Below are 26920 nucleotides of genomic sequence, written 5' to 3' on the forward strand. Positions count from 1 at the left end.
TCCGGATGCCGCTCGGCTACGCGAGCGGGGCGGCCACGATCGCCGCCACATCGGCGAGCTTCGCGACGACGGCGTCCCGGAACTCTGTGTGCTCCGCCACGTCCGCTGGGACGATCGAACGAAGGGCGAAGACTCGATCGACGAGTCGCTCCGGGTCGCACTCAGGCGCATCCGGGTCTCTCACTGCCGCGTGCAGCATCTCGGCTTGCGGGTCATCGAGCGGTGGCGCTCCGTCACGCATGCTCTCGGCGACGAAGGCGATCCACGCGGCGAGCGCGAGAGCGAGCCCCTGCGGCACATGCCCCGAGGCCAGCCGCGAGCGCACGGTGCTGATGATGCGCAGGGGAACTTTCAGCGAGCCATCAGACGCGACCTGCCGTGTCGTGTGGGCGAGTGCCGGGTTTCCGAACCTGTCGAGCACGACGTCGCGGTAGGTCGGCAGGTCGAGCCCACGAGGCGCCGTGAGCGTCGGGAGCACGTCGACTGTGAGTGCCTCGTTGACGCGCTCGCGCAGGAAGGTGTCTGCCACGGCCTCAGCGATCGTGGCGTAGCCGGCGAGGGCGCCCAGATACGCGAACATCGAGTGTGCGGCGTTCAGCACACGGAGTTTGGCATGCTCGTATGGCCTGATGTCGTCTGTCAGGATCGCACCGACACGCTCCCATTCCGGGCGCGGCCCGGCAAACGCGTCTTCGATCACCCACTGGCTGTACTCCTCGGCTACGACAAGGCCTTCGTCGCGCAGACCGAGCAGCTTCTCGCCCTCCGCGAGGTCACGGGGCGTTGCCGCGGGAACCAGACGGTCGACGACGCTTGATGGGAAGGCGACGCCCCGCTCAAGCCACGTCGAGAACCCGGAGACGTCAACCGCAGTCGAGCGAGCGACGGCGGCGGCGAGCTCTCGAACGGCAGCGCGTGTGACGGCCCCATTCTGTGGAATGTTGTCGCAGGGCAGCACAGTGAAGGGCCGTGCGCCGTTGCGGTAGCGACGCGCGAGTCCCCGCACGAGCAGGCCCAGTGGAGTGAGGGAGGGCTCCGTGCACGGCGACCCGTCAGTGAGTTCGCGACAGATGACGGAGACATCGGCTCTGACCTCGGGGAGCGAGAAGTCGACGGTTCCTGCGGACGTCAGCCGGTACCCCTTCTCAGTGATCGTCAGGGTTGCGAGGTGAACAGCTGGCGACGCGAGCATATCGGCGATCTCGGCTGAGTCATCTCCTGGCCAGTGGACGGCACGCAGCGAGCCAACGATCCGTGCGGTGTCGCCCCTCGTTGAGCGGGTGATCACGGTGAAGAGCCCGTCTTGCGGTTGCAGCTGCGTCACAGCAGCATCCGTCCTTCCGGTGACTCCGAGGATGCCCCAGTTGCGCTGACCCGTCGCCGCCATCGCGTCCTCCGAGTAGACCGCCTGGTGTGCCCGATGGAACGCCCCGACGCCGAAGTGCACGATCCCGACGCTGACGTCGGCGGACCACGACGGAGGCCCACTGACGAGTGATGACCGGTTCACGGAGTCAAGCGTCGCCCGTGAGAGCCGCGGGACGCGCTCAGTCATCGTCAGAGTCACGCACACGCGCCACCAGCTGGGTCGGGTTCACGAATCGCAGAGCGATGATCAGGATGACGAGCATCATGACGGTGTACATGACGGCCATCGATGACACGAGCGGGCGGGGCTCAGCGCCCCCTGCCGAGGTCATCGCCCGGTAGATGGCGACAACGAGCGTGTCAGATCCTGGCCCGGAGACGAGGAACGTCAGCTCAAACATGCCGACCGTGCGCACGAGAACGAGGATGGCCGCCGCGAGGATGCCAGGAACGAGGAGCGGCCCGAGAATGCGCACGAAGACGTGACGCATTCCGGCGCCGCACATGCGCGCGGCGTTCTCGATTGTCGGATTGATCTGTTCGATGAACGGCGTCATCGTGATGATGACGAACGGCACAGACGGAACGAGATTGACGAGAATCACTGCGATCAGAGATCGGCCGAGGCCGAAGTTGTACATCACCGTGGCAAGCGGGATTCCAAACGTGATCGGCGGGATCAGCACGGGAAGAAGGAAGAGTGCAGTCACCACCCGTTTGAAGGGGAAGTCACGTCGGGCCAAGACGTACGACGCTGGCACGCCAATGAGAATCGAGATCGCGACGACGCTGAACGAGACGATGAGCGTCACGCCGATGACGTGGGCGAGCTCGAACCGCTCCCAGGATTCGCCGTACCAGTCCGTCGTGTACTCCAGAGGCAGCCACGTGGTGAACCAGCTTTTCCCAACGGAATCGACGAACACGCTGATGAGGATGCCGAAGAGAAAGATGAAGAAGGCGGCGATGCCGGCCCAGACGAGCCAGGTTCCCGGTGAGGCAGCAAGCGAGCGCTGGCCCGGGGCGCGGTCTGTGCGCCGGGAGGCGGTGTCCGTGCGTTTGCGGCTGCCTGGCGCGCGAGCGGCAGTGGCGGATTCAGACATCAGCCCTTACCTCCTGTTGATCCTTTGTAGAGAAACGACCGCCCGAGTAGGACGATGGCAATGACGAGGAGTTCGACGACGCCCATCACGATCGCGATGGTCGAGGCCATGCTGTAGTTCTGCTGCTCGCCGAATGCGCGATACGCCATCAGCGCCATCACGCGGGTGCTTCCGCCCGGATCACCGACAAGCCGGGCCGAGGGGAAGACGCTGAAGGCGAGGACGAACGTGAGAATGAACGTCGTCGCGAGACCCGGTGCGAGAAGCGGAAGCGTCACCCGGATGAACCGCTGACGCCAATTGGCCCCCAGAGTCTTCGCCGCCGCCTCAAGCGACGGGTCTATGCCCGATAAATACGACGACACGAGCAGAAAGGCGAATGGGAAACCCGAGATGATGAGCGAGAACATCACGCCGAGATAGTTATTGACGAGCTGCAGCGGCTGATCGATCAGGTTCATGTCGAGCAGGAATCGGTTCAACCATCCCTGACGACCCGCAAAGATCAGCAGCCCCTGTGCCGTGAGAACGGTGCCGAGCGTGATCGGGAGCACAAGGAGCGTCGACATCAAGCGCTTGCCGCGAAACTTTCCCCTGAGTTTGAAGGCGAGAGGAATCGACACCAGGACGTTGAAGAGTGCGGCGGGGAGCGCGAGCCTCATCGTCAACCAGATCGAATCAAAGATGAACGGATCGTTGAAGAACTGAACGTAGTTCGCGAAGATCCCTCCGCCCCACGCGTCGACCGTGCGATCGAGCGGCTGAACCGTCAGACCGATCCCGTAGGCGAACGGATAGATGAACAGAGCGACGATGAAGACGAGGGCGGGCAGCAGCATCCACAACCGCGCATCGATGCCGCGTTCGGCCAATCGGTGAGACAGGCTGGCCGTGCTGCGCTTCGCCGCGGTGTCGGCTGGCTTCTCGAGAGTCGCGCTCACGAGGCACCAGCCCCGACGGGCAGCGGCGCGAGCGCTGCCCCGTGTCCGGTCAATGACTCCGGGTAGACGAGCACACGTTCCGGAGCAACGGTCACCGTGACGGCGGATCCGGCTGCCGGAGCGGTCTCCGCCGTGACATGGAGCCGCTGGCCGTGATCCGTCTCGACCTCGAGCGCGAACTCGCGCCCTTGGTATTCGGACGCGATGACCGTGCCGGAAATCGCGTTCGGCCCGGTAGCGGACGTGCCGACGATCAGGTCATGGGGTCTGATAGCCACTCGAGCGCTCTCCCCTGGCGCGACAGATCCGACCCGGGTGCCGACCAATGACATTCCGCCGCCGGACACCGTTGCTGTCGTGTCGTTTACCACGTCGACGGCGACGTCGAGGAGGTTGCGATAGCCCATGAAGTCGGCGACGTGCCAGTTCGCCGGGCTGTCGTGCAGTTCCTGCGGCGTTCCGATCTGCTGAACATGGCCGTCACGAAGCACCACGAGACGGTCGGCGAGAGAAAGCGCCTCCTCCTGATCGTGCGTCACGTAAATCGTCGTGAGACCGAGAGTCTGATGGAGGCGACGGATCTCAGAACGCATTTCGATCCGCAGTTTCGCGTCCAGATTGGAGAGCGGCTCATCCATCAGCACGAGCCGAGGCTCGAGAACAATGGCGCGGGCAATCGCGACGCGTTGCTGTTGGCCACCCGACAGCTGCCCCGGCAGCTTCTTCGCGTGCGCGTCGAGCTTCACGAGCATGAGTGCCTCTGTCACGCGCTTGTTGACCTCGTCACGCGGAACACCCCGCATCTGCAGGCCGAACGCGACGTTCTTGTGTACGGAGAGGTGCGGAAAGAGCGCGTAGTTCTGAAAGACCATTCCGAAGTCGCGCTTCTCGGCGGGAAGCACGTCAACGCGCTTCCCGTCGATCAGCACCTGTCCATGAGTGAGGGGAAGCAGACCGGCAAGGCAGTTGAGCGCCGTCGACTTTCCGCATCCGCTCGGACCGAGGAGGGCAATGAACTCGCCTGCCTCGATCGTGAGGGACAGATCAGCCAGGGCGGCCTGGCCCCCGAAGCTGCGCCCGACATTCACAAGCTCGAGTGCACCAAATTTCGTCGCAGTGATACCCATGAATTACTCGTCCTCGTACTTTCCGACGCCGATCGTGCGGTCCCAGATGTCGAAGGCCTTGACCATTTGATCTGGCGTGAGAGGGGTCTCCTTCGGCATCTTCTCGATCAAGTCGTCGTACCAGTCACGCCCGAACTCGGCGATGACGTCCTGACTTTCCTGCGGTGCAAGATCGAGTGTGGCGTCCTTGACGGCCGGTCCCGGGTAGAAGTAGCCGTGGTCATATGCTTTCGCGTTCTGCTCGGGCGTCAGCATGTCCTGGAGCAGAAGCAGGATCGCCGACAGCTTGTCTGCCGACTGTCCTTTCGGAACGACGGCGTAGTGCGCATCGGTCACCCACGTGAAGTCGTCGAATGCCGCTGCCTCAATCCATTCAGGCAGGGAGCCTTCGGCGCGCGGATTGATGTCCCATCCCGTCGTCGTAGGAATGAGCGTCCAGGTGCCGTCTGCCATGTTGGAGACGACCTGTCCCGTCCCCGTCGGGTAGTTGGAGACGTACTCACCAAGCTGTTCCAGGTACTCCCAGGTCTTGTCCCAGCCGTTCTCCGGATCGGTGGGGTCGTCGTCTCCCAGGATGTACGGAAGCCCCATGAGGAACGTGCGACCGGGGCCCGAGTTCGCCGGCCGAGCATAACCGAACTTGCCCGGGTGTGCCTCCGCCCAGGCAAGCAGCTCCTCCGGCGTCGACGGCACATCATCGACTTCCTTCGGGTTGTAGTTGAGAAGTGGGCCGGACGGGTAGTACGAGACGACCGCCCCGAAACCATCGGCAAGCTCCTGCATGTTCGCTGCGGGTTCCAGGTAATTCTCTTGGTTGCTCAGGCGGTCACCATAGTCGGTAACCAATGGAACCCAGAGGTCTTGACCGATTCCCGCCGACAGCCCGTCGTTCCCGGTGAACACAAGATCAACCTGGATATCGCCGCTGTCGACCTGAGGCTTGATGGTTCCGACAAGGTCGGGAGACCCTCCGCTCTCCCAGTTGACGGCAGAGATGATGTCCGAGTGCTCCGCGACAAAGTCGTCAACCATGGCGCCGACCTCTTTCTGAGCGCCAGCAACGTCGAGGATGTTCAGAGTGACGGCCGCAGATGGTTTATCGGGCACGTTCCCCGCGTCTGCCGCAGCCGAGTCGTCTGACGACGACCCCGGTGCCGTGCAACTCGTGAGCATGAGAGCACCCGCCGCAAGGGCGGATACCATGACTGCTTGTTTCGTGACACGCATGCGTGTTCCTTCCGTGATGATTGTCGTGACACCTCTGTCACGACGCTGTTGTTGTGCCCGTTGCCCGGCGACTCAAGGGAGCCTCGCCTGTCGATTGCCGAACGACGAGGTCCACGGGAAGCTGCCGAGGGATGTGAGTGGATTCGGCATCGTCCGCGTCAAGAATGCTGAGCAGAAGATCAGCGGCCATGCGCCCCATATGCTTTCTTGGCTGGTCAATGGTCGTCAGGTTGGGGCGAACGAATGTTGAGACTGCCACGTTGTCGAACCCGACAATGCTGATCTGCTCGGGGACGGACACCCCTCGTTCTCGCAACCGGTCGAGCAGGCCGAGCGCGATCAGGTCGTTGTATGCAACGACAGCTGTTGCGCCGCTGGCCAGCGCAAGGTCGGCGGCTTGGACACCTCCACCGAAGTTCGGCGGGAAGCTTCCGAGTTCAATGAGTTCAGTCGTACCGTGAGCCTCGCCGAACTCCTGAAATGCCTCGGAGCGATGCCGGTGTGACCACGATTGCTCGGGACCTCCGGCGTACGCGATCGTCGTGTGGCCGAGTGCTGTCAGGTGTCGAAGCACGCGGAGCATGCCGCCGTTGTCGAAGACGATGGACGGAACGTCAGCGAACTTTCTGTTCGCGAGAACCGTCGGCACGAGTGAGGTCAGCCGCCCCAATTCGACGTCAGTCGAACGAGGCGAACACATGATGATGCCATCGACCTGTTTGGCGAGGGACCTGACAACTGTGCTCTCGATGCTTGGGTCTTCATCGAAGTCACCGATGTAGACCGAATAGCCGGCAGCGCGCGCACGCTCCTGCACGCCCTTGCTCACCGCTCCGAAGTATGGGTTCTCCAGGTCGGGGATGATGAGGCCGATCGTTCCGCTGCGGCCGGTGATGAGGCCGCGGGCGTTCTTGTTGGGGCGGTACCCGAGCCGCACGACGACGGATTCGACCGCCTCTCGCGTCGCGTCCGCAACCTTGTTTGGCGACGAGAGGGCGCGGGAAACTGTCGAGATTGAGACTCCGGCTTCTTTCGCCACGTCTCGGATTGTCACTGCCATGGGCACCGCCTTGTGCTGTCTTTCCCTGATTATGCAAACCTTTTCATTCTGGGTCAAGCGTTTCATTGATTTTCATTCGCACCCACTCGTTCCTGCCGCCAAATCTTCCTTTTGATCCTCGAAATCTCGCGCTATAGTGTGTGAATCTGCGGCGGCATCGTGGCTGTCGCATGGCACATCGTTATGAAACAAGAACAGTTCTTGTTTCATGAAAGGACGCAGAATGCCGAGAAAGCTGACTCTGGATCCCGACCGCGCGCTTCCACCAGAGCCCGCGCTGAGGGCCATCGCCCGCGAACTCTACGCCGGCATTGCCTCGTTGCCTCTGATCAGCATGCACGGCCATGTGGACGCGGGGGCGATCGCGCGAAACGACGCGTTCGGCGACCCGGCGGAGTTGTTCGTCATCCCCGATCATTATCTGAGACGGATGCTCGTCTCCCAGGGGCTCTCCCAGGCCGAGCTCGGAGTTCCCAACCGTGCGAGCCGAGGTGAAAACGCCGAGAGTACCCAGGCAGTCCATCGAGAGATCTGGCGCCGATTCTGCGAAAACTGGAGGCTCTTCCGCGGAACCCCGACGCGATACTGGCTCGAACATGAACTCGTCGCCGTCTTCGGCATCGACACCGAGCCGAGCGCCGACACCGCCGACGCGCTCTTCGACGAGCTCAGCGAGGTTCTCTCCCGCCCCGAGTCGCGTATGCGCCCGCTCTTCGACAGCTTCGGGATCGAGATTCTCGCGACGACGGACCCTGCTGCCTCTCCGCTCGACGACCACGCACGGTTGCGCGCAGACGGGTGGGGCGACCGTGTCATCCCGACCTTCCGCCCGGATGCCCTGCACGAGCTCACCCGCCCCGACTGGCCGGAGCAGATCCGAGCGCTCTCCGAAGCCAGCGGCATTGACGTCGTCGATTACCGTTCTTTCCTCGAGGCCGTGCGTCAGCGCCGATCCGCGTTCGCCGCGGCCGGCGCCCGAGCAAGCGACCACGGCCCGGCAACCGCCGACACGACGCCTCTCGATCCGGTCGACGCACAGGCACTGTTCGATGCGGCGCTTGCGGGCACGGCGGATGCTGCCGGGGCTGCAGCTTTCGGCGCGAACATGCTGTTCGAGAATGCGCGTATGTCGCTCGACGACGGCCTGGTGATGCAGATACACCCGGGGGTCTTGCGGGACCACAGCAGCGCCATCGCCACCGAGTTCGGCACGGACAACGGCTTTGACATTCCCGTGCAGGTGGAATTCACGCGTGCACTGCGCCCGATGCTTGACGCCTTCGGGCTCGATCCGCGGTTCCGTGTGGTCCTCTACACCATCGACGAGACCGTGTACTCACGAGAGCTGGCACCGCTCGCCGGAGCGTACCCGACTGTTCGACTCGGAGCCCCGTGGTGGTTTCTCGACTCCCCGGGCGGAATGGCACGATTCCGCGAGCTTACGACCGAGACCGCCGGCTTCTACAACACGAGCGGCTTCGTGGACGACACCCGGGCGTTCGCGTCGATCCCCGCCCGACACGACCTCGCACGGCGCATGGACGCCGGCTACCTCGCGAAACTCGTCGCCACAGGTCTGCTCAGCATCGACGAAGCCCACGAGACCGCGCGCGACCTCACCTACGATCTTCCGAAGCTCGCCTTCGCTCCTCGCACAACCGCTGCTCTGTAGCATCCGATTCCCTCAAGAAAGAGACGTCAATGTCGACAATCGAACGCGCCGAGGTGCTGATCACCAGCCCCGGCCGAAACTTCGTCACCCTGCGCATCACCACATCCGACGGCACGACCGGGCTGGGCGATGCCACGCTCAACGGACGAGAGCTTGCCGTCGCGTCGTACCTGCGCGATCACCTGGTTCCGATTCTGATCGGACGCGACCCGCAGAACATCGAGGACATGTGGCAGTACCTGTACCGCGGTGCATACTGGCGTCGCGGCCCCGTCACGATGGCCGCGATCGCCGCCGTCGACGTCGCCCTGTGGGACATCAAGGGAAAGATCGCGGGCCTGCCCGTCTACCAGCTGCTCGGCGGTGCATCCAGACGCGGGGCGCTCGCTTACGGCCACGCCTCGGGATCTGACATACCCTCACTGTTCACCTCGATCCGCAATCACCTCGACGAGGGCTTCGCCGCGATTCGCATCCAGACCGGCGTCCCGGGCCTCGGGCAGGTGTATGGAGTCGCCTCCGACCAGAAGCCGGGCCAGCGGTACGACTACGAGCCAGCCTCGCGAGGCGCCGCGCCTTCCGAAGAGTCTTGGGACTCGCGCGCCTACCTGCGGCACATTCCCACCGTCTTCGCCGCCGTCCGCGATGAGTTCGGGCCGGAGCTCCCGCTGTTGCATGACGGCCACCACAGGCTCACCCCCAATCAAGCGGCGATCCTCGGAAAATCGCTTGAGCCGTACGACGTGTTCTGGCTTGAAGACTGCACACCGGGCGAGAATCAGGAGGCACTGCGACGCGTGCGCTCGCAGACAACGACGCCCTTGGCGATCGGCGAGGTGTTCAATTCGGTCTTCGACTATCAGACCCTCATCACCGAGCAGCTGATCGACTACGTCCGCAGCGCCGTCACCCACACCGGCGGCATAACGGCCTTGAAGAAGCTCATGGATTTCGCCGCGATCTATCAGATCAAGTCGGGGTTCCACGGCCCGACCGATGTCTCTCCTGTCGGCCAGGCGGCTGCCCTGCACCTCGATCTGGCCATCCACAATTTCGGCATCCAGGAGTACATGAAGCACTCGGATGACACGCTCCGGGTCTTCCGCACCAGTTACACATTTGAGAACGGGCTGCTCCACCCCGGCGATGCACCTGGACTCGGCGTCGAATACGACGACGAACTCGCCGGTTCATTCGAGTACTCGCCCGCCTATCTCCCGGTGAATCGGCTGCAGGACGGCACTGTTCACGACTGGTAGGCGCTCGGGCACGACCAGTCGACGCCCGAGCTGCCACGCTGGGGCAGGGGCGGATGCCGTGCGGCTACGCGCTGCGGGTGCTCCACCACTCCTTCAGCCGGCGCTCCGCCTCGTCTTCGCCGAGCGTGCCCTCGTCAAGGCGCAGCTCAAGCAGCCACTTGTATGCTTCGCCGATCTCGGGTCCGGGGCGAATGCCGAGGACCTCCTGGATGCGATTGCCGTCGAGCTCCGGGCGCACAGCTTCGAGCCCTTCCTGCTCCTTGAGCTCGGCGATGCGCTTCTCGAGGTCGTCGTAGGCGAACGCGAGACGCTCGGCCTTGCGGGTGTTGCGGGTCGTCACGTCAGCACGCGTCAAAATGTGCAGTCGCTCGAGCAGATCGCCCGCATCGCGCACGTAGCGACGCACGGCCGAATCGGTCCACGCACCTTCGCTGTATCCGAAGAAGCGCAGGTGCAGTTCGATCAGGCGCGCCACCGAGGTGATGGTCTCTTTATCGAATCGCAGCGCCTTCAACCGTTTCTTCGCCAGCTTCCCCCCGACCACATCGTGGTGGTAGAAGCTCACGGCACCGCCCGGCTCAAGCTTGCGTGTCGCCGGCTTGCCGATGTCGTGCAGCAGCGCGGCCAAACGCAGCACGAGGTCGGGCTGCGCACCCGGATGCCGGCGCCGCTCGTGGCCGATCGCCTGATCCAGCACGGTCAGGGAGTGTTCGTAGACGTCCTTGTGGTGATGATGCTCATCGGTTTCGAGGCGCAGAGCGGGCACCTCGGGCAGGACGATCTCGGCAAGGCCTGTGTCGACAAGCAGCCGGATGCCGCCGCCGGGGGCATCGGTGCAGAGCAGCTTCGCCAGCTCACCCTGAACCCGCTCGGCCGAGACCATCCGGATGCTGTCAGCCATCGCCTGCATGGCATCCTGAACCTCGTCGGCTACGTGGAACCCCAGCTGACTGGAGAACCGCGCGGCGCGCAGCATGCGCAGGGGATCGTCGCCGAAGCTCACCTCGGGCGACGACGGCGTGCGCAGTGTCGCATCGAGCAGATCTTCGACGCCGCCGTGTGGGTCGACAAGCTTCACGTCGGGCACACGAAGCGCCATGGCGTTCACGGTGAAGTCGCGGCGCTTGAGGTCGTCGTCGAGCACGTCGCCGAACGCAACGAGTGGCTTGCGCGTCTCGCCGTCGTAGGCATCGGCACGGTAGGTGGTGATCTCGACGGTGTCGGAGACAGCATCCGTTCCCTCGCCCGTCGTGATGCGCGCGCCGATCGTTCCGAACTCTCGGCCGATGTCCCACTGCGCCGTCGAGATGGGTGTGACAATCTGGAGGATCTCGTCCGGCCGGGCGTCGGTCGTGAAGTCGTAGTCGTGCACCGGCACACCGAGCATCGCATCGCGCACCGGACCGCCGACGAGCGAGAGCTCGCGCCCGGCTGCGGAGAACGCCTGTGAGACACGCTGCACGATCGGTGAGTCGGCGAGCGTCTGAAGTCGTTCAAGGGCCTCGGCCATATTCACCATGAACACAATCGTAAATGAGTGCCGGGGCCTCCGCGTGAGAACATGTGAGGCGTGACACTCGACGCGCTTCCCCGCATCGCCCCCGATGCCGCGGCGACGTTCGTCTCACCCGCGATGCTTCAGCGTGCACGCTCATACGCCGCAGGCGGAGCCGTCACCGACATGACCTGGAATGCCGATGCGCGGGTTCTCACCTCGGCGGTCTCGGGCAACGCCCGGCACCCGTATCGCTGCACCATCGCTCTCGTTCCCTCGAGCACCGTGTATGCCGTCGAGCGAGCATCCTGCACCTGCCCGGTCGGTCTGCGCTGCAAGCACATTGCCGCAACGCTTCTCGTCTGCGCGGAAACTCAGCAGTTGCGCGCGGCCCAGAAGCCGAACGAGCCCGCGTGGAAATCGGCGCTCGGGCCGGTCGAGCGCACCCCCGGGCGCAGCGTCCCGTCGACACCTCTCGCGCTCGGCTTCGAACTTCGGCGGCGCCCTGTCTCGACGTCGCGACGTTCCCCGCAAACTCCCGCGACGGCCGCCGATGTCGCCGAAGGCGTCTCGCTGCGTCTGCGCGCACGACCGCTTCTGCAGGGCAAACGCGGCGCGTGGATCAAGAGCAACCTCTCGTGGCGCACGCTCCCCCATCAGCAGCACCGCCTCGGCCTGGATTCGCAGCAGATCCTCTGGTTCGCCCAACTCCTCGGCCTCTACGACGCCACACGGGGACCCTCGCTGTTCGGCGACACCGAGACTGTGCCGTTCGACGATTTCCAGAGCCCGCTTCTCTGGACGCTTCTCGCCGATGCCGAGCGCGTCGGGGTGACGCTCACCGGTGTCACGCGCGGCCTCTCGGTCTCACTTGCCGCCGAGGCGCGAGTCAGCCTCGACGTCACCGGCGCCGGTAGCGGGCTCTCACTTCAGCCGCGCGTCGACATCGACGGTGCGACAGTTCCGCCCTCGAGCGTCTCGCCCATCGGCACCCGCGGCCTCTATGCTGCAGCTCCCACGGGGCGCAGCAGCATACATCTGACGTTGGCGCCCGTTCAGACTCCTCTGGGGCCCGAAGCACTTGCCCTTCTCGCCCACCGGGATGCCGTCGAGGTCCCGAGCACAGACGTCCCCGAGTTCTTCGGCGAGTACTATCCACGCGTCAGCGCCGCGCTGCCCGTCCTCAGCAGCGACGGCACCGTTGAGCTCCCTGAGGTGGCGCCTCCCCTCCTCGTGCTCACGGCGACATTCGGTACGCGGGACGCCCTGACGCTGTCCTGGCAATGGGAATACCACGACCCGCCGCGCACGCTGCCCCTGCACGAACGAGCGGGCGAACGGCGCGATGCCGATCGAGAGGCCGAGATCATCGAGCGCGTCGAGCGCTCCTGGCCCGGCGGCACGACAACCGGGTCGCGAGAGCTGCGCGACACCGACACAGCCGAATTCACCGAGCATGTGCTTCCCGTGCTTCAGTCGCTCGACGGGCTGCGCGTCGACGTCAATGGCTCCCCTCCGGCATACCGCGAGCTCACCGAGTCGCCGCACGTCGCCATCTCGACGGTGGAGACCGACAAGAATGACTGGTTCGACCTCGGCATCGTCATCACGATCGAGGGACGCACGATTCCCTTCATCGATCTCTTCAACGCTCTCGCCCGCGGCAAGAAGAAGCTGAAGCTCGTCGACAATACGTACTTCTCGCTCGCGCATCCTGCCTTCGACCGCCTGCGCGATCTGCTCGCCGAAGCCGACACGCTCGACGAATGGGAGCCTGACCACCCGACGATCAGCCGCTACCAGGTCGGGCTCTGGTCCGACTTCGAAGACCTCGCCGACGAGACGGATGAAGCGGCCACCTGGCGGGCCTCGGTATCGGCGCTGGGCGGCGGCCGCATCGACGAGATCGACGTGCCACCCGAGGTGAACGCCGAGCTGCGCCCCTACCAGGTGCAGGGCTTCCAGCGGCTCGCGTTCCTGTGGCGGCACCGCCTCGGCGGCATCCTGGCCGATGATATGGGGCTCGGCAAGACGCTGCAGACGCTGACGCTGATCGCGCATGCGCGAAACGTGCATGGGGCGGATGCTGGTGAGCCGCCGTTCCTGGTCATCGCCCCGACCTCCGTCGTGTCGACCTGGAAGTCCGAGGCGGAGCGCTTCACCCCACACCTCGATGTGCGGGTGATCGGCCAGACCCAGGGCAAACGGCGCACGCCCCTCGCCGACGAGGTCGCCGGTGCCGACGTCGTGATCATGTCGTACGCGGTGATGCGCATCGATTCCGCGCCCGTCTCCGCGCTGCCCTGGGCCGGTCTCATCCTTGACGAGGCGCAGTTCATCAAGAATCCCGACTCAAAGGCGCACCAGGCGGCGACGAGCATCGCTGCCCCGTTCCGGCTCGCGATCACGGGAACACCTCTCGAAAACACGCTCCTTGATCTGTGGGCGCTGTGCTCCATCACGGCGCCCGGTCTCTTCCCGTCTCGACGCCGCTTCACCGAAGAGTATGTGCGCCCGATCGAGAGCGGCGAGGGTCCGGAGCGCCTCGCCCGCCTGCGGCGACGCATCCGCCCGTTCATGATGCGACGAACGAAGGAGATCGTCGCCTCCGACCTTCCCGAGAAGCAGGAGCAGACCGTCGTCGTCGAACTGGCTCCCGCGCACCGCAGCCTTTACGACACGGTGCTGCAGCGTGAGCGCAAGAAGCTGCTCGGGCTCATCGACGACATCGACCGCAACCGGTTCATCGTCTTCCGGTCGCTCACGCTGCTCCGGATGCTGGCGCTCGACCCGGCGCTTGTCGACGATGCCTATGCCGATGTTCCGTCCAGCAAGCTCGACGCCCTGTTCGAGCAGCTCGACGACGTTCTCGCCGAGGGCCACCGCACGCTGGTGTTCAGCCAGTTCACGTCGTTTCTCGGCACGGTTGCCGAGAGGCTCGACGCTCGCGGCATCCGGTATTCGTACCTCGATGGGTCGACGCGTCGGCGTGGAGAGGTCATCGACGAGTTCCGCTCGGGCGACAATCCGGTGTTTCTGATCAGTCTCAAGGCGGGCGGCTTCGGGCTGACGCTGACCGAAGCCGACTACGTCTTCATGCTCGACCCCTGGTGGAATCCGGCGAGCGAGTCGCAGGCGATCGATCGCACGCACCGCATCGGGCAGACGAAGAACGTGTTCGTCTATCGACTCGTCGCCGAGGGGACGATCGAAGAGAAGGTGATGGCGCTGCAGCGCAAGAAGGCGGCGCTGTTCGACGCCGTCGTCGATGACGATGCCGCGTTCAGCAGTGCGCTGACGGCAGACGACATCCGGATGCTGCTCGACGAGGCATGACGGGTGAGGGCCTGATCCTGGCCCCGACCCGTCATCTCATGCCAGACTCACACCAGACCCACAAGGGACAGGGGAGGCACAATGGTCACGGTTGCAGAGAACATCGTCGAGACTCTGAAGGCAAGCGGAGTCGAGCGGATCTACGGGATTCCAGGAGACTCGCTCAACGGGTTTACCGATGCGCTGCGCACACGCCCTGAGATCGAATGGGTCCAGGTGCGACACGAAGAATCCGCGGCCTTTGCCGCATCCGCCGAGGCATCCCTCACTGGCGAGCTCGCCGTCTGCGCCGGCAGCTGCGGGCCGGGCAACCTGCACCTGATCAACGGACTCTTCGATGCCCAGCGCTCGCGCGTTCCGGTCCTCGCCATCGCCGCGCAGATCCCCAGCCAAGAGATCGGCAGCGGGTACTTCCAGGAGACACACCCGACCGAGTTGTTCCGTGAGTGCAGCGTCTACACGGAACTCGTGTCGAGCGTTGATCAGATGCCGCGCGTTCTGCACATGGCAATGCGCGCCGCGATCGAACAGCGCGGCGTCGCCGTGATCGTGCTGCCCGGTGACGTCGGACTCGCCGAGGCCGTCAGCGATCTCGTCACGCCGATCAGGGCAACCACATCGACGGTCGTGCCCGATGGTGCATCGTTGGACCGTGCTGCAGAAGCGCTGAACGCCGCAGGAAAGGTCACGATTCTGGCGGGCGCGGGCTGCGAGGGCGCGCACGATGAGCTCATGCGCTTCGCGGGAACGCTTAAGGCGCCGATCGTCCACGCAATGCGCGGCAAGGAGTTCGTCGAGCACGACAACCCGTACGACGTCGGCATGACCGGTCTTCTCGGCTTCGCCTCCGGATACCGGGCCATGGAGTCATGCGACACGCTCGTGATGTTGGGCACGGACTTTCCCTACCAGCAGTTCTTCCCGGAGAACACCACGGTGATCCAAGTGGACATCCGCGGCGAGCATCTGGGGCGCCGCACTCCCATCGACGTGGGGCTGCGCGGCGGTGTACGCGAAACCATCGAAGCTCTGCTTCCTCGGCTGTCGGCGGCGAAGAACAGCAAGCATCTCGACGCCATGCGCAAGCACTATGCGAAGACACGAGACAAGCTCGACGACCTGGCGACGCCGAGGCGCGGTGCTCAGGCCCTGCACCCACAGTACGTCGCGCGCATCGTCGACGAGCTCGCCGACGACGACACCATTTTTACTCCTGACGTCGGCTCGCCCGTCGTATGGGCGTCGCGCTACCTGACGATGAACGGCAAGCGCCGACTCATTGGCTCGTTCACGCACGGGTCGATGGCGAACGCGCTCCCCCAGGCCATCGGCGCGCAGTCAACGTTCCCCGGGCGCCAGGTCGTGACGTTCTCGGGCGATGGTGGCCTCTCGATGCTGATGGGCGACCTCATTACGCTGACGCAGAGTTCGCTGCCGGTGAAGCTCATCGTCTTCAACAATTCATCCCTCAACTTCGTCGAGCTCGAGATGAAGGCAGCCGGCATCGTGACCTTCGGGACGGGGCTCGAGAACCCGAACTTCGCCGATGTCGCGAACGCACTGGGAATCAAGGGCTTCCGCGTCGAACGTTCCAGCGATCTGACGGATGCTGTGAAGGACGCGTTCGCCCACGATGGACCGGCGCTCGTCGATGTCGTGACGGAGCGCCAGGAGCTCTCGATGCCGCCCGCGATCACGGCTGAGCAGGTCGGCGGATTCGCACTCTACGCGATTCGCACGGTCATGTCGGGGCGCGGAGACGAGCTGATCGACCTGGCGCGCACGAACGCCCGCCAGATTCTCTAGATATCAGTTCGGGCACGGGTCTTGTTTGTCGGCGCCCTGTGGGCCATTCTTGATCGCAGCGGAGGATGAGCATGCCCAAGAAGTATGTGCTGGCGAACGATGAGATCGAAGATCTCGCGCCCGGCTACGGCACGGCTGTGGTCTCTGACCAAGTCACGGTCTCCGGCCGCGCCGTTGGATACATGTATCGCGAGGATCCCGAGGGCGACGGTGACAGCGGCTGGAGATTCCTCTCCGGCGACGAGACCCAGGAGTATCTCGACGACGACCGCCATATCGGCGTCTTCGATGTGAACGAGATCGCGAACATCGATGACGCGATCGTCGACTATCTGGATGCCGAGCCCGGCACTCGGCTGGTGCGCATCGACGACACAGACGACTTCGCCGACGCCGATGATGATGACGACGAAAACCTGGAATACGACGACATCGACAGCGATGAAGACTGGGAAGAATTCGACGTGGATGCCGTGGACGCCATCGACGACCTCAGGGACGATGATCGGCTCTGAGGCTCTCCCCGCGACAGGTCACCGCTGAAGCAGGCCGATCAGTGGATGCCCGTGATGATGTCGTCGACGGTGCGCTCGGCGAACATCGTGACAGTTGTGTCATCGAGTGCCGACAGCGGGCCATGAAGGACCAGCTGGGCAAAGCCGTGAACGGCACTCCAGCACGCCCATTCAGCACCCACGCGTCGCGTCTGGCTGAGAGCTCCCGCCGCCACAAGCGCGTCGAGGGCGTCAATCAGCAGCTCAAACGGCGGCGGGACTCGCGCTGACAGGTCACCCGTCACCGTCTCACTGCCGTCCCGGACTCCGAAGAAGGCTGTGTCGAACCAGCCGGGCTCCGCTCGTGCGAAGCCGATATACCCGAGCCCGACAGCACGGAGCTGCGCTCGGGCACGCTCATCGGGTGGGCCCGCTTCGATTGACAGCATCCGCTCGTGCATCGCGGCCGCCATCTTGCTCTGGATCGACTCGGCGACGGCGTCGATCAGAGCCTGCCGATCGGCGAAGTGCCGGTAGGCGGCGTTCGGCGACACGCGAAGCTGCCGCGTGATGCTGCGCAGCACGATGGCATCTGGCCCGGAGCGACGAGCCGCGGCGAGCGCCGCCTCGATCAGCTCTGCTCGCAGATTGCCGTGATGGTATGAATCTTTCGACGACACCCTTGATTCCTCATTCGAGTCATGTGTACGGTGTTTACATCTTAGGTGTTCACACCGTCCACATGTCACTCGAAACGCACGGAGGCCGCGCTATGCGATTGCTCGCTGTCACGCAGAACATCACGCTCGACGGCTCCATCGAGATGCTCGACGACTGGTTCGATCCCATTGCCGATCCCGACCCCGCGTACCAAGCACTCAACGCTCGACAAGATCAGGATGCCGACGCCTGCCTCCTCGGCCGACAGACGTTCGAGGACTTCCGCGGCTTCTGGCCGCACCAGGTTGACGACGCCCTGGGAGTCTCTGACTATTTGAATACCGTGCAGAAGTACGTGGTGTCGACGACGATCGGAGACCCAGCGTGGCAGAACACCACGGTGGTGAGCACGGATCCGATCGAGCAGATTCGCTCTCTCAAAAATCAGCCGGGAAAGAATATCGTGTGCACCGGCAGCATCCAGCTCACGCACGCGCTGATCGACGCCGGTCTCGTCGACGAGTACCGATTGTTCACGTACCCCGTCGTGCAGGGGCGCGGCCGCAGGCTCTTCCCCGTGGGCACGCAGATGCCAAGGCTTCAGCTCATCGACTCGCAGTCGTTCGCCGACGGAGTTGTCTTCACCGCATACCGTCCCGCCCAGAAGGATCACCGATGAATTCCGCACTGCCGCGCACCATCGAATCCCAGACCTGGCGGAGTGAGCGTGCTGTACCGATGGGTACCGTCACTGCGTCGCCCCTGGTGCCGAACGGACTTTCGCGAATGTTAATCTGAAAAATCTTGCCAAACCGGCAATTCGATGGTGGAATAGTTCGGCTCAGCGCACGGTTACTTCTCTCATTGCCGCGATTCCACGTCGCACGATCCTCTCGCCTTTTGCGCTTCACTGCGCCCGCACACAACGAACGGAACACTCTTGACTGACCGCACCTCTGTCCCCGCGCCAGAGTCCGGAGCCACAACCCTGCCTGCTCACATGAAGGTGATCTGGCTGCTTCTCGGCGCTGCATTCGTCGTGATCCTCAATGAGACGATCATGAGCGTCGCTCTCACCGATCTGATGCACGACCTCAACATTTCGGCACGCCTCGCTCAGTGGCTGACGACGGCGTTCATGCTCACCATGGCCGTGGTGATCCCCATCACTGGGTTCCTGCTGCAGCGGTTCACGACACGGCAGGTCTTCATCGCCGCGATGTCGCTCTTCACCCTCGGCACGGCACTGGCCGCGGTCGCACCAGGATTCTGGATGCTGCTGGGCGCACGCGTCGTGCAGGCCTCGGGCACCGCGATCATGATGCCGCTGCTCATGACGACGATCATGACACTCGTTCCTCCGGCATCACGGGGAAAGACGATGGGCAATGTGTCGATCGTCATGTCCGTCGCCCCTGCGATCGGCCCCACCGTCTCGGGAATCATCCTCGATTCACTTGGCTGGCGCTGGATGTTCATCATCGTCCTGCCGATCGCCCTCACCATGCTCGTTGTCGGAACGAAGTTCATCACCAACGTGAATGAACCGCGCAAGCTTCCGATCAGCGTGCCGTCCATCATCGTCTCGGCCATCGGATTTGGTTCGCTCGTCTACGGCCTGAGTAACATCGGCAGCGGAGACGGCGAAAACCCGCAAGGTACTCCCACCTCTGTGTGGGTCACCATCGCCGTCGCTGTGGTCGCTCTGGTCATCTTCGTCTTCATGCAGAAGCGCCTCGAGAAGAAGGACGATGCACTGCTCGACACCCGCACGTTCTCATCGAAGAACTTCTCAACCTCTGTCGTCATGATGGTCGTGGCCATGATGGGTCTCTTCGGAACCATCATCCTCCTGCCCATCTACCTACAGCAGGCCCTGCACCTTGAGCCACTGTTCATCGGACTGCTCGTTCTGCCTGGCGGACTACTCATGGGCGTCATGGGTCCGTTCGTCGGCCGCATGTACGACCGGGTCGGGACGAAGCCGCTGCTTGTTCCCGGAACGATCATCGTGGCAGCCGTGCTGTGGACGCTCGCAATGACGGTATCCGCGTCGACATCACCGTTCTTCATTCTGGGGGCACACCTCGTGCTGAGCCTCGGCCTGTCGTTCCTCTTCACGCCGCTGTTCACCTCGAGCATGGGGTCGGTCCGTCCGCACTTGTACTCGCACGCAAGCGCAATCGTTGGCACCGTCCAGCAGGTGGCAGGTGCTGCAGGAACTGCGCTTTTCGTGACGGTGATGGCCACCGTGTCCACCGGGCTCATGGCCGATGGTGTTGCCGACGATGCGAGTGTGGCGAGCGGTGTTCGTGCCGCCTTCCTCGCCGGTGCGATCATCTTCTCGTTCGCGATCATCGGCGCCTTCCTCGTGAAGAAGCCGCAGGACGACGGCACCGAGGGCCCGGAGAGCGTCGAGCCCTCGGAAACGTCACCGACGGAGACGATCGGCGTCGTCGAGTAAGCGATGCACGACCGCGTCTGAGAGGACGCGAGGGAGGCTCGCCCTGGCTCAGGACTCGATGGGAGTCTGCTGATACAGGGCGAGCCTCCACTCTCCGTTGAGATGGACATACGTGCTCGACATGAGTGCGCGAAACTCCACATCGGGCCCGCGCGACGCACAACCGACGTACACTAGCGCCCAGGTTCCCTCCGACAGCGAGATGAGCCGCTCGCCACTGATGCTGTAGCTCTCCCATCGCGGGGCATCTCTCAGCGACGCAATCACGCCGTCGCGGTCGAGGGCGAATCCACCGGCGAGAACCATTTCGCCGTCAGCCGTCATGATCGCGCCGTAAAACGCGTCGCCCGTGCCCTCGCACAGGGAACGCCATCCGCGATGCTCTGCCGCCAGCAGTTCTTCTCTGATGCTTCCGCTCTCAGCCATGCCGTCACGGTAACAACTGGACGGCTCCACTGTCGACAGCGCGACGATCAGCTCAGCATGCGGTGCTCCCGCGCACGTATGGTGCTGCGCGAGCGCTCCAGCACTGTCCCGACATCCCACTGATGTGCGATCGACAGCGAGAGGCGTGCAATGTCGCGCGCGCAGTCCGGGCAGCACCAATGTTTCAGCCCCTGCATCACGGCGGCCCGATAGCCGTCACCGTCAACAGCGATGCCGTCGACGACCTTGGCCGTCGTCGTCAGCTGTCCAGACGAGACTCCCACGAAACTGCGTGAGCACGCGCAGCTCCAGTCGTCGGTCGCCGTCGCGTCTTGACAGGGACCGACATCAACGACGAGTTCTCCGGGAACCGTCCGGCTGAAATCCTCGGAATCCAGCCCCTGAAGCTCCGTGGTCGCGATGAGTACTTTCATGATCTTCTCCCGCCATTCGGATGGAAGATCCGGCACGTCATCGACCATAGGGTCGACCACCGACATGCCTTCCTGAGCATCCCGTCTCAGACCGTGCACGCTCCTCAATTTTCCAATATCCTATAGGAATACCTGGATGTGATTGAGCTCGACGACGAGGAGACATGCAATGACTCGGCTCTGGAACGAACCGGCTGATTTCGCCGACGAAATGGTGGAGGGCTTCGTCCGCGCGAACGGCCGCTGGGTGCGTAAAGTGCACGGAGGGGTCTCGCGATCAACTCAGTCGGCAGAACCGGAGACGGCAGTCGTGATCGGCGGTGGCTCCGGACATTACCCCGCATTCGCCGGGCTTGTGGGCCCGGGCCTCGCCCATGGGGCAGCTATGGGCAATCTCTTCGCCTCGCCTTCGGCACACCAGGTGGAGTCCGTCATCCGCGCAAGCGATCAGGGGAAGGGTGTCCTCCTGAGCTACGGCAATTATGCCGGTGACGTTCTGCATTTCTCGGCCGCTCAGGAGGCCGTACGCAATGACGGAATCGACTGTCGCACAGTGACTGTCACCGATGACATCTTCAGCGCTCAACCGCACGAGCACGAGAAGCGCCGAGGCATCGCCGGCGATCTCACCGTCTTCAAAACTGCGGGAGCGGCGGCATCGGCAGGCTACGATCTCGAAGGCGTCGAACGTGTGGCAACGCTCGCGAATACGCGTACTCGCTCCATGGGCGTCGCTTTCACCGGCTGCACACTACCCGGTGCTGACGAGCCCCTGTTCACCGTTCCCGAGGGGCGCATGGCGATCGGTCTCGGGATCCACGGCGAGCCGGGAATCGACGAGACGGACATCCCCACCGCCGCTGGCCTCGCCGGCTTGTTCATCGAGCATCTGCTCGCGGATGCAGAGGTTCCCGACGGCGTCGCCCGTGACGGGGCGCGCGTCGTCCCGATCCTCAACGGTCTCGGATCGGTGAAGAGCGAAGAGCTCTTCGTCGTCTTCAGCCGCATCGCTGATCTTCTCGAGGAAGCCGGTCTTACCGTCGTCGACCCGCAGGTCGGTGAGTTCTGCACGAGCTTCGACATGGCGGGCGTGTCGCTCACGCTCTTCTGGCTCGACGACGAACTCGAGTCGCTCTGGATTGCCCCAACTGATACTCCGGCGTTCCGCCGAGGGGCGTTCGACGAGTCACGTCTCCACGCCGTCGAAACGACCGCTGATGACGACGTCGAAACCGCCATCCCCGACGCGTCTGCGGAATCCCGTCGCGCGGCCGAGCGACTCGCAGTGATCCTCGAGAGCGTGCGCGAGGTCATCGATGACAACGCCGAGGAACTCGGACACATCGACGCGGTGGCCGGCGATGGCGACCACGGCATCGGCATGAAGCGAGGAGCACGTGCGGCCGCGGAAGAAGCGGCAACTGTGGCTGAGAGGGGCGGCGGAGCTCAGACGCTTCTGGAGCGCGCGGCTGACGCGTGGTCCGACCGAGCTGGCGGCACGTCCGGCGCGCTCTGGGGCGTGATTCTCCGAACGGTCGGCACCGCATTCGGCGACAGTGCCGCTCCGGATGCAGCGACAGTGAGCGACGGCGTCACTGCCGCCACGGATGCAGTCATGGCGTACGGGAAGGCGAAGGTTGGCGACAAGACGATGGTCGACGCCCTCGTGCCGTTCGCCGACACCCTCGCCGGGCTCGTCGGCGAGGGGGCATCGCTCGCCGACGCCTGGGCTGACGCGAGCACCGTCGCGAAGAGCGCGGCCGACAAGACCGCTGACCTCGTGCCCAGCATCGGACGCGCTCGTGCTCACGGAGCGAAGGCTGTCGGCGTCACCGACCCGGGTGCGGTTTCGCTCGCCCTGATCGTCGACACGATCGGGCACCAGCTTCACGATGACCATTACAGAAACCCTAAAAAGAAGGAGTGATCATGGCAAAGGCATGGCGCGTTGTCGTCGGGTCTGACGACGCAGGATTCGATTACAAGGAAGCGATCAAGGCCGACCTCGAAGCGAACGATCGCGTTTCGTCAGTCACCGATGTCGGAGTGGACGCCGACGGGCACACGAACTACCCAACAATCGCGACAACGGCTGCAGAGCTGATCGCGCGTGGTGACGCCGACCGCGCGATATTGATCTGCGGCACCGGCCTCGGGGTCGCGATTGCCGCGAATAAGGTGAAAGGCATTCGCGCCGTCACCGCGCACGACAGCTACTCGGTTGAGCGCAGCGTGCTGTCGAACGACGCACAGGTGCTGTGCATGGGCCAGCGCGTGGTCGGCCGTGAGCTGGCACGTCGCAATGCACGCGAGTGGCTGACGTACGAGTTCGACACATCGAGTGCGTCGAACGAGAAGGTGCAGGAGATCTGCGCGTACGAAGGCGACTAGGGCGATGTCCGCTTCTCCGTACCTGATCGGTGTCAGCCTCAAGATGTACTTCAGTCACGCTCGCACCATCGAGTGGTGCCACGCCGTCGCCGACATCGCCCGGAATCATCCAGCGGTGTCAGACGGAGAAGCTGAGCTTTTCGTCATTCCCTCCTATCTGTCGATCCCGGCGGCGCGTGAGATCCTCGATGGGCTGGCTTCGGTCGGCGCACAGGATCTCGCGACGGAGGACACCGGTGCCTACACCGGTGAAGTCTCGGGCACACAGATCGCCGAGCTCGGCTGCACGCTGGCCGAAGTCGGCCATGCGGAACGACGCCGTCTGTTCGGTGACACCGATCACGTTGTTCGGTTGAAAACCGACGCTGCGCTGCGCAACGGCCTCTCACCCATGCTCTGCGTTGGAGAGTCGACACCTCAGGACCCGGCGGATGCTGCAGCCGAATGCATCCGCCAACTCGACGACGCGCTCGCAGTCGCTCGCGAAAGGAGGCGAACGGGACGCATCGTCGTCGCCTACGAACCGGTGTGGGCAATCGGCGCAGATAAACCAGCATCCTCCGACGTTATTCGAGCAGTGTGCGGCCAGCTGCGCGAGCATGTTCACTCGCTGGCGGACTTCTCGGAGTCACGTGTCGTCTACGGGGGCAGCGCAGGACCGGGGCTCCTGACGAGCGTCGGCGACACGGTTGACGGCGTGTTTCTCGGGCGACTGGCCCATGACCCCACGGCTCTCCGCACGATTCTCGATGAGGCGCGTAAGCTGTTAAGCGGCGGCGCGCCCTCGATCATCTGACCCTGCGGAGACCAGTCATGGCTGAAACCATATTTTCCCCAGCCGCGACGACGTCACTGGAGCGGCGTGGGTTGCGCGATCGTGTGTACGACCTAGTTCTCGATATGCTCATGAGCTCGTCGATCGAGGCAGGAACACGTCTATCGATCGATGCGATCGCCCGCGACCTCAACGTCTCGCCGACGCCAGTTCGCGAGGCTCTCGTCCAACTCGAGCGCACAGGTCTTGTCACACGCGAGGCACATAAGGGGTACCGGGTCGCTCCGCCCATCGCCGACGATCAGCTGGAGGCCCTCTTCGACGCTCGGGTGGTGCTCGAGAGCGGAGCCACTGCTCTCGCGGCGCGGACGCCTGAAACCCTGATCCCTGTTCTCGAAGACGCCCTCGCGGACCACACCACCGTCATGGAGCGCGTGCAGAACTCACCGGGGAGCGGCGAGATGCCCGTCGAACTCATTCGCGAGTATTTCGCCGTCGACTGGAACTTTCACCATCTCATCTTCGAAGGAGCGCGCAATCCGTTCCTCTTAGACATGTCCGAGGCGATTTCAACGCGCGTGCACCGAATGCGCCAGACCGTGAAGACAGGTGTGAGCGATGCCCTCGAGGCGGTCACGGAACACCGTGCAGTCCTCGATGCGCTCACGGTGAGCCCGGATGCTGCGGCGCAGGCCATGCGCGAGCACATCGATAAGGTGCGCGAAAGATCTCGGCGCGATGCCGCACGCCAGGCGTCGAACACGGCGCGCTGACAGCATCCGATCGAACGTCCGTACTCCCGGCAATCGCCCCACGTTCATGCCCCGCGCCCCGTGGCGCACCTCAGAGCTCAGCTGGTCGGGTGAATGGGTGCGGGTCCCAGATCGTCCATGAGCTTCTTGATCGCGACATATGCCTTGTTGCGGTACGCCACGAGCTCTGGTGTGCGTTCCGCCGGAACGTCCAAGTAACCTGCGCCCGACTTAGTGCCGAATTTGCCTGCGTCGACGAGTTCCTTCAGCGATTCAGGCGTGGCGAAACGTTCGGGCCACCGCGTCTGCAGCGAGGCGTAACAGAAGGAGTACACGTCGAGCCCGGCCATGTCGGCGATGGCGAATGGGCCAAACACGGGCAGGCGGAACCCAAATGTCGTGCGCACGATCGTGTCGATGTCTTCCGGCGTAGCGATTCCCTCTTCAACGATCTGCGTTGCCTCGTGGAAGAGCGCGTACTGCAGTCGATTGAGGACGAAGCCTGTCGAGTCTTTGACACGTGCCGTCTCTTTCCCCGTGGCCGCGACGAGCTCCTCGGCGGTCTCGATCGCCGTTTCCTTCGTCGTCTCGTGCGGGATCAGCTCAACGCCGGGGATGAACGGTGCTGGATTCGAGAAGTGCACGCCGAGGAATCGCTCGGGTTTGGACACTGCTTCGGCAAGCGACCCGATGAGAATCGTCGAGGTGTTCGAGCCGATGACGGCGTCGGGACGAGCAGCGGCACTGATGCGGCGCAGCGTGTCGTGCTTGATCTCGATCTTCTCGGGGACGGCCTCCTCGATGAAATCGGCATCGGCGACGGCATCTTCAATGGACGCCGCGGGCTCGACGTTCGCCTCGATGCGCTCGACGGCGTCGGCGGGGAAGAGATCGTCGGCGACGAACTGTCTCGCCTCATCGATGAGGCGCTCGTAGTTCTTCCGTGCGATCTCTTCAGAGATGTCGGCGATGCGGACGGTCGCGCCCGAAAGCGCCAAGACCTGAGCGATGCCGCCGCCCATGTATCCCGAACCGACAACGGCGATGGTTTGTGTGGACATAATGTGTCTCTCCTTACCGTGCTATGCGCGAGGCAGCAGCGTGCGGACGTACTTCTGGTTTGTGGCGCAGACGCCGAGACTGTCGCCGCCGTACTGTTCCATGAGAATGATTCCGTCGAAGCCGAGCGCAATGGCATCGCGGAAGACCTGACGGTAATTGATAAGTCCCGCCTCCATCGTCGACGGGACGGACGTTGACCAGCTGAGATCTGAGGCCTCGTCCCGCGTGTAGTTCTTGACGTGCATGTAGTTGGCATATGGAAGCGTCTTTGCGAACAGCTCACGCCAGTCTTCAACGGGACGATGCAGTCGTATGAGGTTGGCGACGTCGGGGTTGAGGCCGACGTTGTCGAGCCCGATCTCTTCGACGAGGCGAACGGCGCTGTCTGCCGTGCCAAGGTAGGTGTCTTCGTAGAGTTCAAGCGACATCCGAAGCCCGACATCAGCCGCGTGCCGTCCAAGCTCACGCAGGCGAGTGACGGCAGCGTTCCACACCTCGGGGTCGTCTGGATCCGTCGGGCCCTGCGCCGTCCAGAACCAGAGCGCCTTTTTCTGCGCGTCGTTGAACGGCTGATGAAGGCCGGTCGAGAACACCTCCATGCCCCACTCAGCTGCGGCATCGATCGTGCGATGTGCGTACTCAAGATTGCGCTCTTCGTGGCCAGCCATGATCACGCTCTGCCGCTGCAGGTGAACGGAGGGGATGCCGACCCCGTGAGCCCGGGCGATCGAGAGAAACTCGTCACGCCGCGATGACGTCAGGTCTGCCGGACGAACGTGACTGTCCGCAAGCTCTGCAAGGCTGAAACCCACATCCTCAATCTGGGTGAACATGTCGTCCCAGACCTCGGGCGCGGCATCGTGCATGGCGACACCATTCCTGTCGATGGGTGGGAAACCGTGCAGGCACGTGGCAATCGGCCAGGTGTCTGCAGTGAATGGTGCCGTGTCTGACATAGTGCTCCATTGCGGATCGGGGTGTTCGAGCGTACCGGGTGGACAGAGGGTCGACGGGAACCCTCCTGACTTCCCCTCAACACCCTATCGTCTTTTCCACATATCCTATAGG

The 26920-nt window shown here is 63.8% G+C and carries 23 protein-coding genes; 11 read left to right on the forward strand and 12 right to left on the reverse strand.

Features of this window, described 5'->3' with window-relative positions; translation table 11 throughout:
- Window positions 1-16: 16 nt before the first annotated feature.
- Genes OK352_RS12785 through OK352_RS12810 form a run of 6 tightly spaced genes read right to left on the reverse strand, consistent with a single transcriptional unit; the run spans window position 17 to window position 6826 of the window.
- Window positions 17-1555 carry a mannitol dehydrogenase family protein gene (locus tag OK352_RS12785; RefSeq protein ID WP_265141868.1) on the reverse strand — a complete coding sequence of 513 codons (1539 nt, stop codon included), beginning with the start codon at window positions 1553-1555 and terminating at the stop codon, window positions 17-19.
- Window positions 1548-2471 carry an ABC transporter permease gene (locus OK352_RS12790; RefSeq protein WP_265141869.1) on the reverse strand — a complete coding sequence of 308 codons (924 nt, stop codon included), beginning with the start codon at window positions 2469-2471 and terminating at the stop codon, window positions 1548-1550. Before OK352_RS12790 ends, OK352_RS12785 begins: the two co-directional genes overlap by 8 nt.
- On the reverse strand, window positions 2471-3412 hold the full coding sequence (locus OK352_RS12795) for an ABC transporter permease (protein ID WP_265141870.1): 942 nt from the start codon (window positions 3410-3412) through the stop codon (window positions 2471-2473). The genes OK352_RS12790 and OK352_RS12795 overlap by 1 nt, the downstream gene beginning before the upstream one ends.
- Window positions 3409-4539: an ABC transporter ATP-binding protein gene (locus OK352_RS12800; protein ID WP_265141871.1), complete on the reverse strand. Its 1131-nt coding sequence runs from the start codon at window positions 4537-4539 to the stop codon at window positions 3409-3411. Before OK352_RS12800 ends, OK352_RS12795 begins: the two co-directional genes overlap by 4 nt.
- A gap of 3 nt (window positions 4540-4542) precedes the next feature.
- Window positions 4543-5766 (reverse strand): extracellular solute-binding protein, encoded by a 1224-nt coding sequence (locus tag OK352_RS12805; protein ID WP_265141872.1) that lies wholly within the window; start codon window positions 5764-5766, stop codon window positions 4543-4545.
- Between the two features lie 37 nt (window positions 5767-5803).
- Window positions 5804-6826 (reverse strand): LacI family DNA-binding transcriptional regulator, encoded by a 1023-nt coding sequence (locus OK352_RS12810; RefSeq protein WP_265141873.1) that lies wholly within the window; start codon window positions 6824-6826, stop codon window positions 5804-5806.
- A 223-nt stretch (window positions 6827-7049) separates the two neighbouring features.
- Between OK352_RS12810 and uxaC the strand changes: the two genes are divergently transcribed.
- Together uxaC and manD are read left to right on the forward strand one after the other, a co-directional pair.
- On the forward strand, window positions 7050-8498 hold the full coding sequence (gene uxaC, locus OK352_RS12815; protein WP_265141874.1) for a glucuronate isomerase: 1449 nt from the start codon (window positions 7050-7052) through the stop codon (window positions 8496-8498).
- A 29-nt stretch (window positions 8499-8527) separates the two neighbouring features.
- Window positions 8528-9757: a D-mannonate dehydratase ManD gene (gene manD / locus OK352_RS12820; protein ID WP_265141875.1), complete on the forward strand. Its 1230-nt coding sequence runs from the start codon at window positions 8528-8530 to the stop codon at window positions 9755-9757.
- Window positions 9758-9821: 64 nt separating this feature from the next.
- Here the strand turns inward: manD and OK352_RS12825 are convergent, their stop codons facing one another.
- Window positions 9822-11276, reverse strand: a complete 1455-nt coding sequence (locus tag OK352_RS12825) for a CCA tRNA nucleotidyltransferase (protein WP_265141876.1) — start codon at window positions 11274-11276, stop codon at window positions 9822-9824.
- A 51-nt stretch (window positions 11277-11327) separates the two neighbouring features.
- Here OK352_RS12825 and OK352_RS12830 point away from each other — a divergent pair, with 51 nt between their 5' ends.
- The 3 genes from OK352_RS12830 to OK352_RS12840 all read left to right on the forward strand — a co-directional run bounded on the left by OK352_RS12830 (window position 11328) and on the right by OK352_RS12840 (window position 16909).
- Window positions 11328-14588, forward strand: coding sequence for a DEAD/DEAH box helicase (locus tag OK352_RS12830; RefSeq protein ID WP_265141877.1), 3261 nt, complete (start codon window positions 11328-11330; stop codon window positions 14586-14588).
- Between the two features lie 81 nt (window positions 14589-14669).
- Entirely contained in the window at window positions 14670-16394 is a 1725-nt protein-coding gene (gene poxB / locus OK352_RS12835) for a ubiquinone-dependent pyruvate dehydrogenase (RefSeq protein ID WP_265141878.1), read from the forward strand.
- Between the two features lie 71 nt (window positions 16395-16465).
- Window positions 16466-16909, forward strand: coding sequence for a DUF2185 domain-containing protein (locus OK352_RS12840; protein ID WP_265141879.1), 444 nt, complete (start codon window positions 16466-16468; stop codon window positions 16907-16909).
- Between the two features lie 38 nt (window positions 16910-16947).
- Here the strand turns inward: OK352_RS12840 and OK352_RS12845 are convergent, their stop codons facing one another.
- Window positions 16948-17568 (reverse strand): TetR-like C-terminal domain-containing protein, encoded by a 621-nt coding sequence (locus OK352_RS12845; RefSeq protein WP_265141880.1) that lies wholly within the window; start codon window positions 17566-17568, stop codon window positions 16948-16950.
- 92 nt (window positions 17569-17660) lie between these two features.
- On the opposite strand from OK352_RS12845, the gene OK352_RS12850 reads away from it, so the two are divergent.
- Both OK352_RS12850 and OK352_RS12855 read left to right on the forward strand, forming a co-directional pair.
- Complete coding sequence (locus OK352_RS12850) at window positions 17661-18227, forward strand: dihydrofolate reductase family protein (RefSeq protein ID WP_265141881.1); 567 nt, start codon at window positions 17661-17663, stop codon at window positions 18225-18227.
- Between the two features lie 321 nt (window positions 18228-18548).
- Window positions 18549-20012, forward strand: coding sequence for an MDR family MFS transporter (locus OK352_RS12855; RefSeq protein ID WP_372338111.1), 1464 nt, complete (start codon window positions 18549-18551; stop codon window positions 20010-20012).
- A 48-nt stretch (window positions 20013-20060) separates the two neighbouring features.
- Here OK352_RS12855 and OK352_RS12860 read toward each other — a convergent pair whose 3' ends face one another.
- A complete protein-coding gene (locus OK352_RS12860) occupies window positions 20061-20438 on the reverse strand; it encodes a nuclear transport factor 2 family protein (RefSeq protein WP_265141883.1) in 378 nt (125 codons plus the stop codon).
- A gap of 47 nt (window positions 20439-20485) precedes the next feature.
- Entirely contained in the window at window positions 20486-20938 is a 453-nt protein-coding gene (locus OK352_RS12865; protein WP_265141884.1) for a DUF7715 family protein, read from the reverse strand.
- A 103-nt stretch (window positions 20939-21041) separates the two neighbouring features.
- Here OK352_RS12865 and OK352_RS12870 point away from each other — a divergent pair, with 103 nt between their 5' ends.
- Genes OK352_RS12870 through OK352_RS12885 form a run of 4 tightly spaced genes read left to right on the forward strand, consistent with a single transcriptional unit; the run spans window position 21042 to window position 24811 of the window.
- Window positions 21042-22799 (forward strand): dihydroxyacetone kinase family protein, encoded by a 1758-nt coding sequence (locus tag OK352_RS12870; protein WP_265141885.1) that lies wholly within the window; start codon window positions 21042-21044, stop codon window positions 22797-22799.
- Window positions 22800-22801: 2 nt separating this feature from the next.
- Complete coding sequence (locus OK352_RS12875) at window positions 22802-23263, forward strand: ribose-5-phosphate isomerase (protein ID WP_265141887.1); 462 nt, start codon at window positions 22802-22804, stop codon at window positions 23261-23263.
- Window positions 23264-23267: 4 nt separating this feature from the next.
- Window positions 23268-24059, forward strand: a complete 792-nt coding sequence (locus tag OK352_RS12880; protein ID WP_265141888.1) for a triose-phosphate isomerase family protein — start codon at window positions 23268-23270, stop codon at window positions 24057-24059.
- A gap of 17 nt (window positions 24060-24076) precedes the next feature.
- A complete protein-coding gene (locus OK352_RS12885; protein ID WP_265141889.1) occupies window positions 24077-24811 on the forward strand; it encodes a GntR family transcriptional regulator in 735 nt (244 codons plus the stop codon).
- A gap of 77 nt (window positions 24812-24888) precedes the next feature.
- Here the strand turns inward: OK352_RS12885 and OK352_RS12890 are convergent, their stop codons facing one another.
- Window positions 24889-25851 (reverse strand): 3-hydroxyacyl-CoA dehydrogenase family protein, encoded by a 963-nt coding sequence (locus OK352_RS12890; protein ID WP_265141890.1) that lies wholly within the window; start codon window positions 25849-25851, stop codon window positions 24889-24891.
- A 21-nt stretch (window positions 25852-25872) separates the two neighbouring features.
- Window positions 25873-26808, reverse strand: a complete 936-nt coding sequence (locus OK352_RS12895) for a sugar phosphate isomerase/epimerase family protein (RefSeq protein WP_265141891.1) — start codon at window positions 26806-26808, stop codon at window positions 25873-25875.
- Window positions 26809-26920: the final 112 nt, after the last annotated feature.

It is taken from the genome of Microbacterium sp. MPKO10 (assembly GCF_026107415.2).
Lineage (GTDB): Bacteria > Actinomycetota > Actinomycetes > Actinomycetales > Microbacteriaceae > Paramicrobacterium.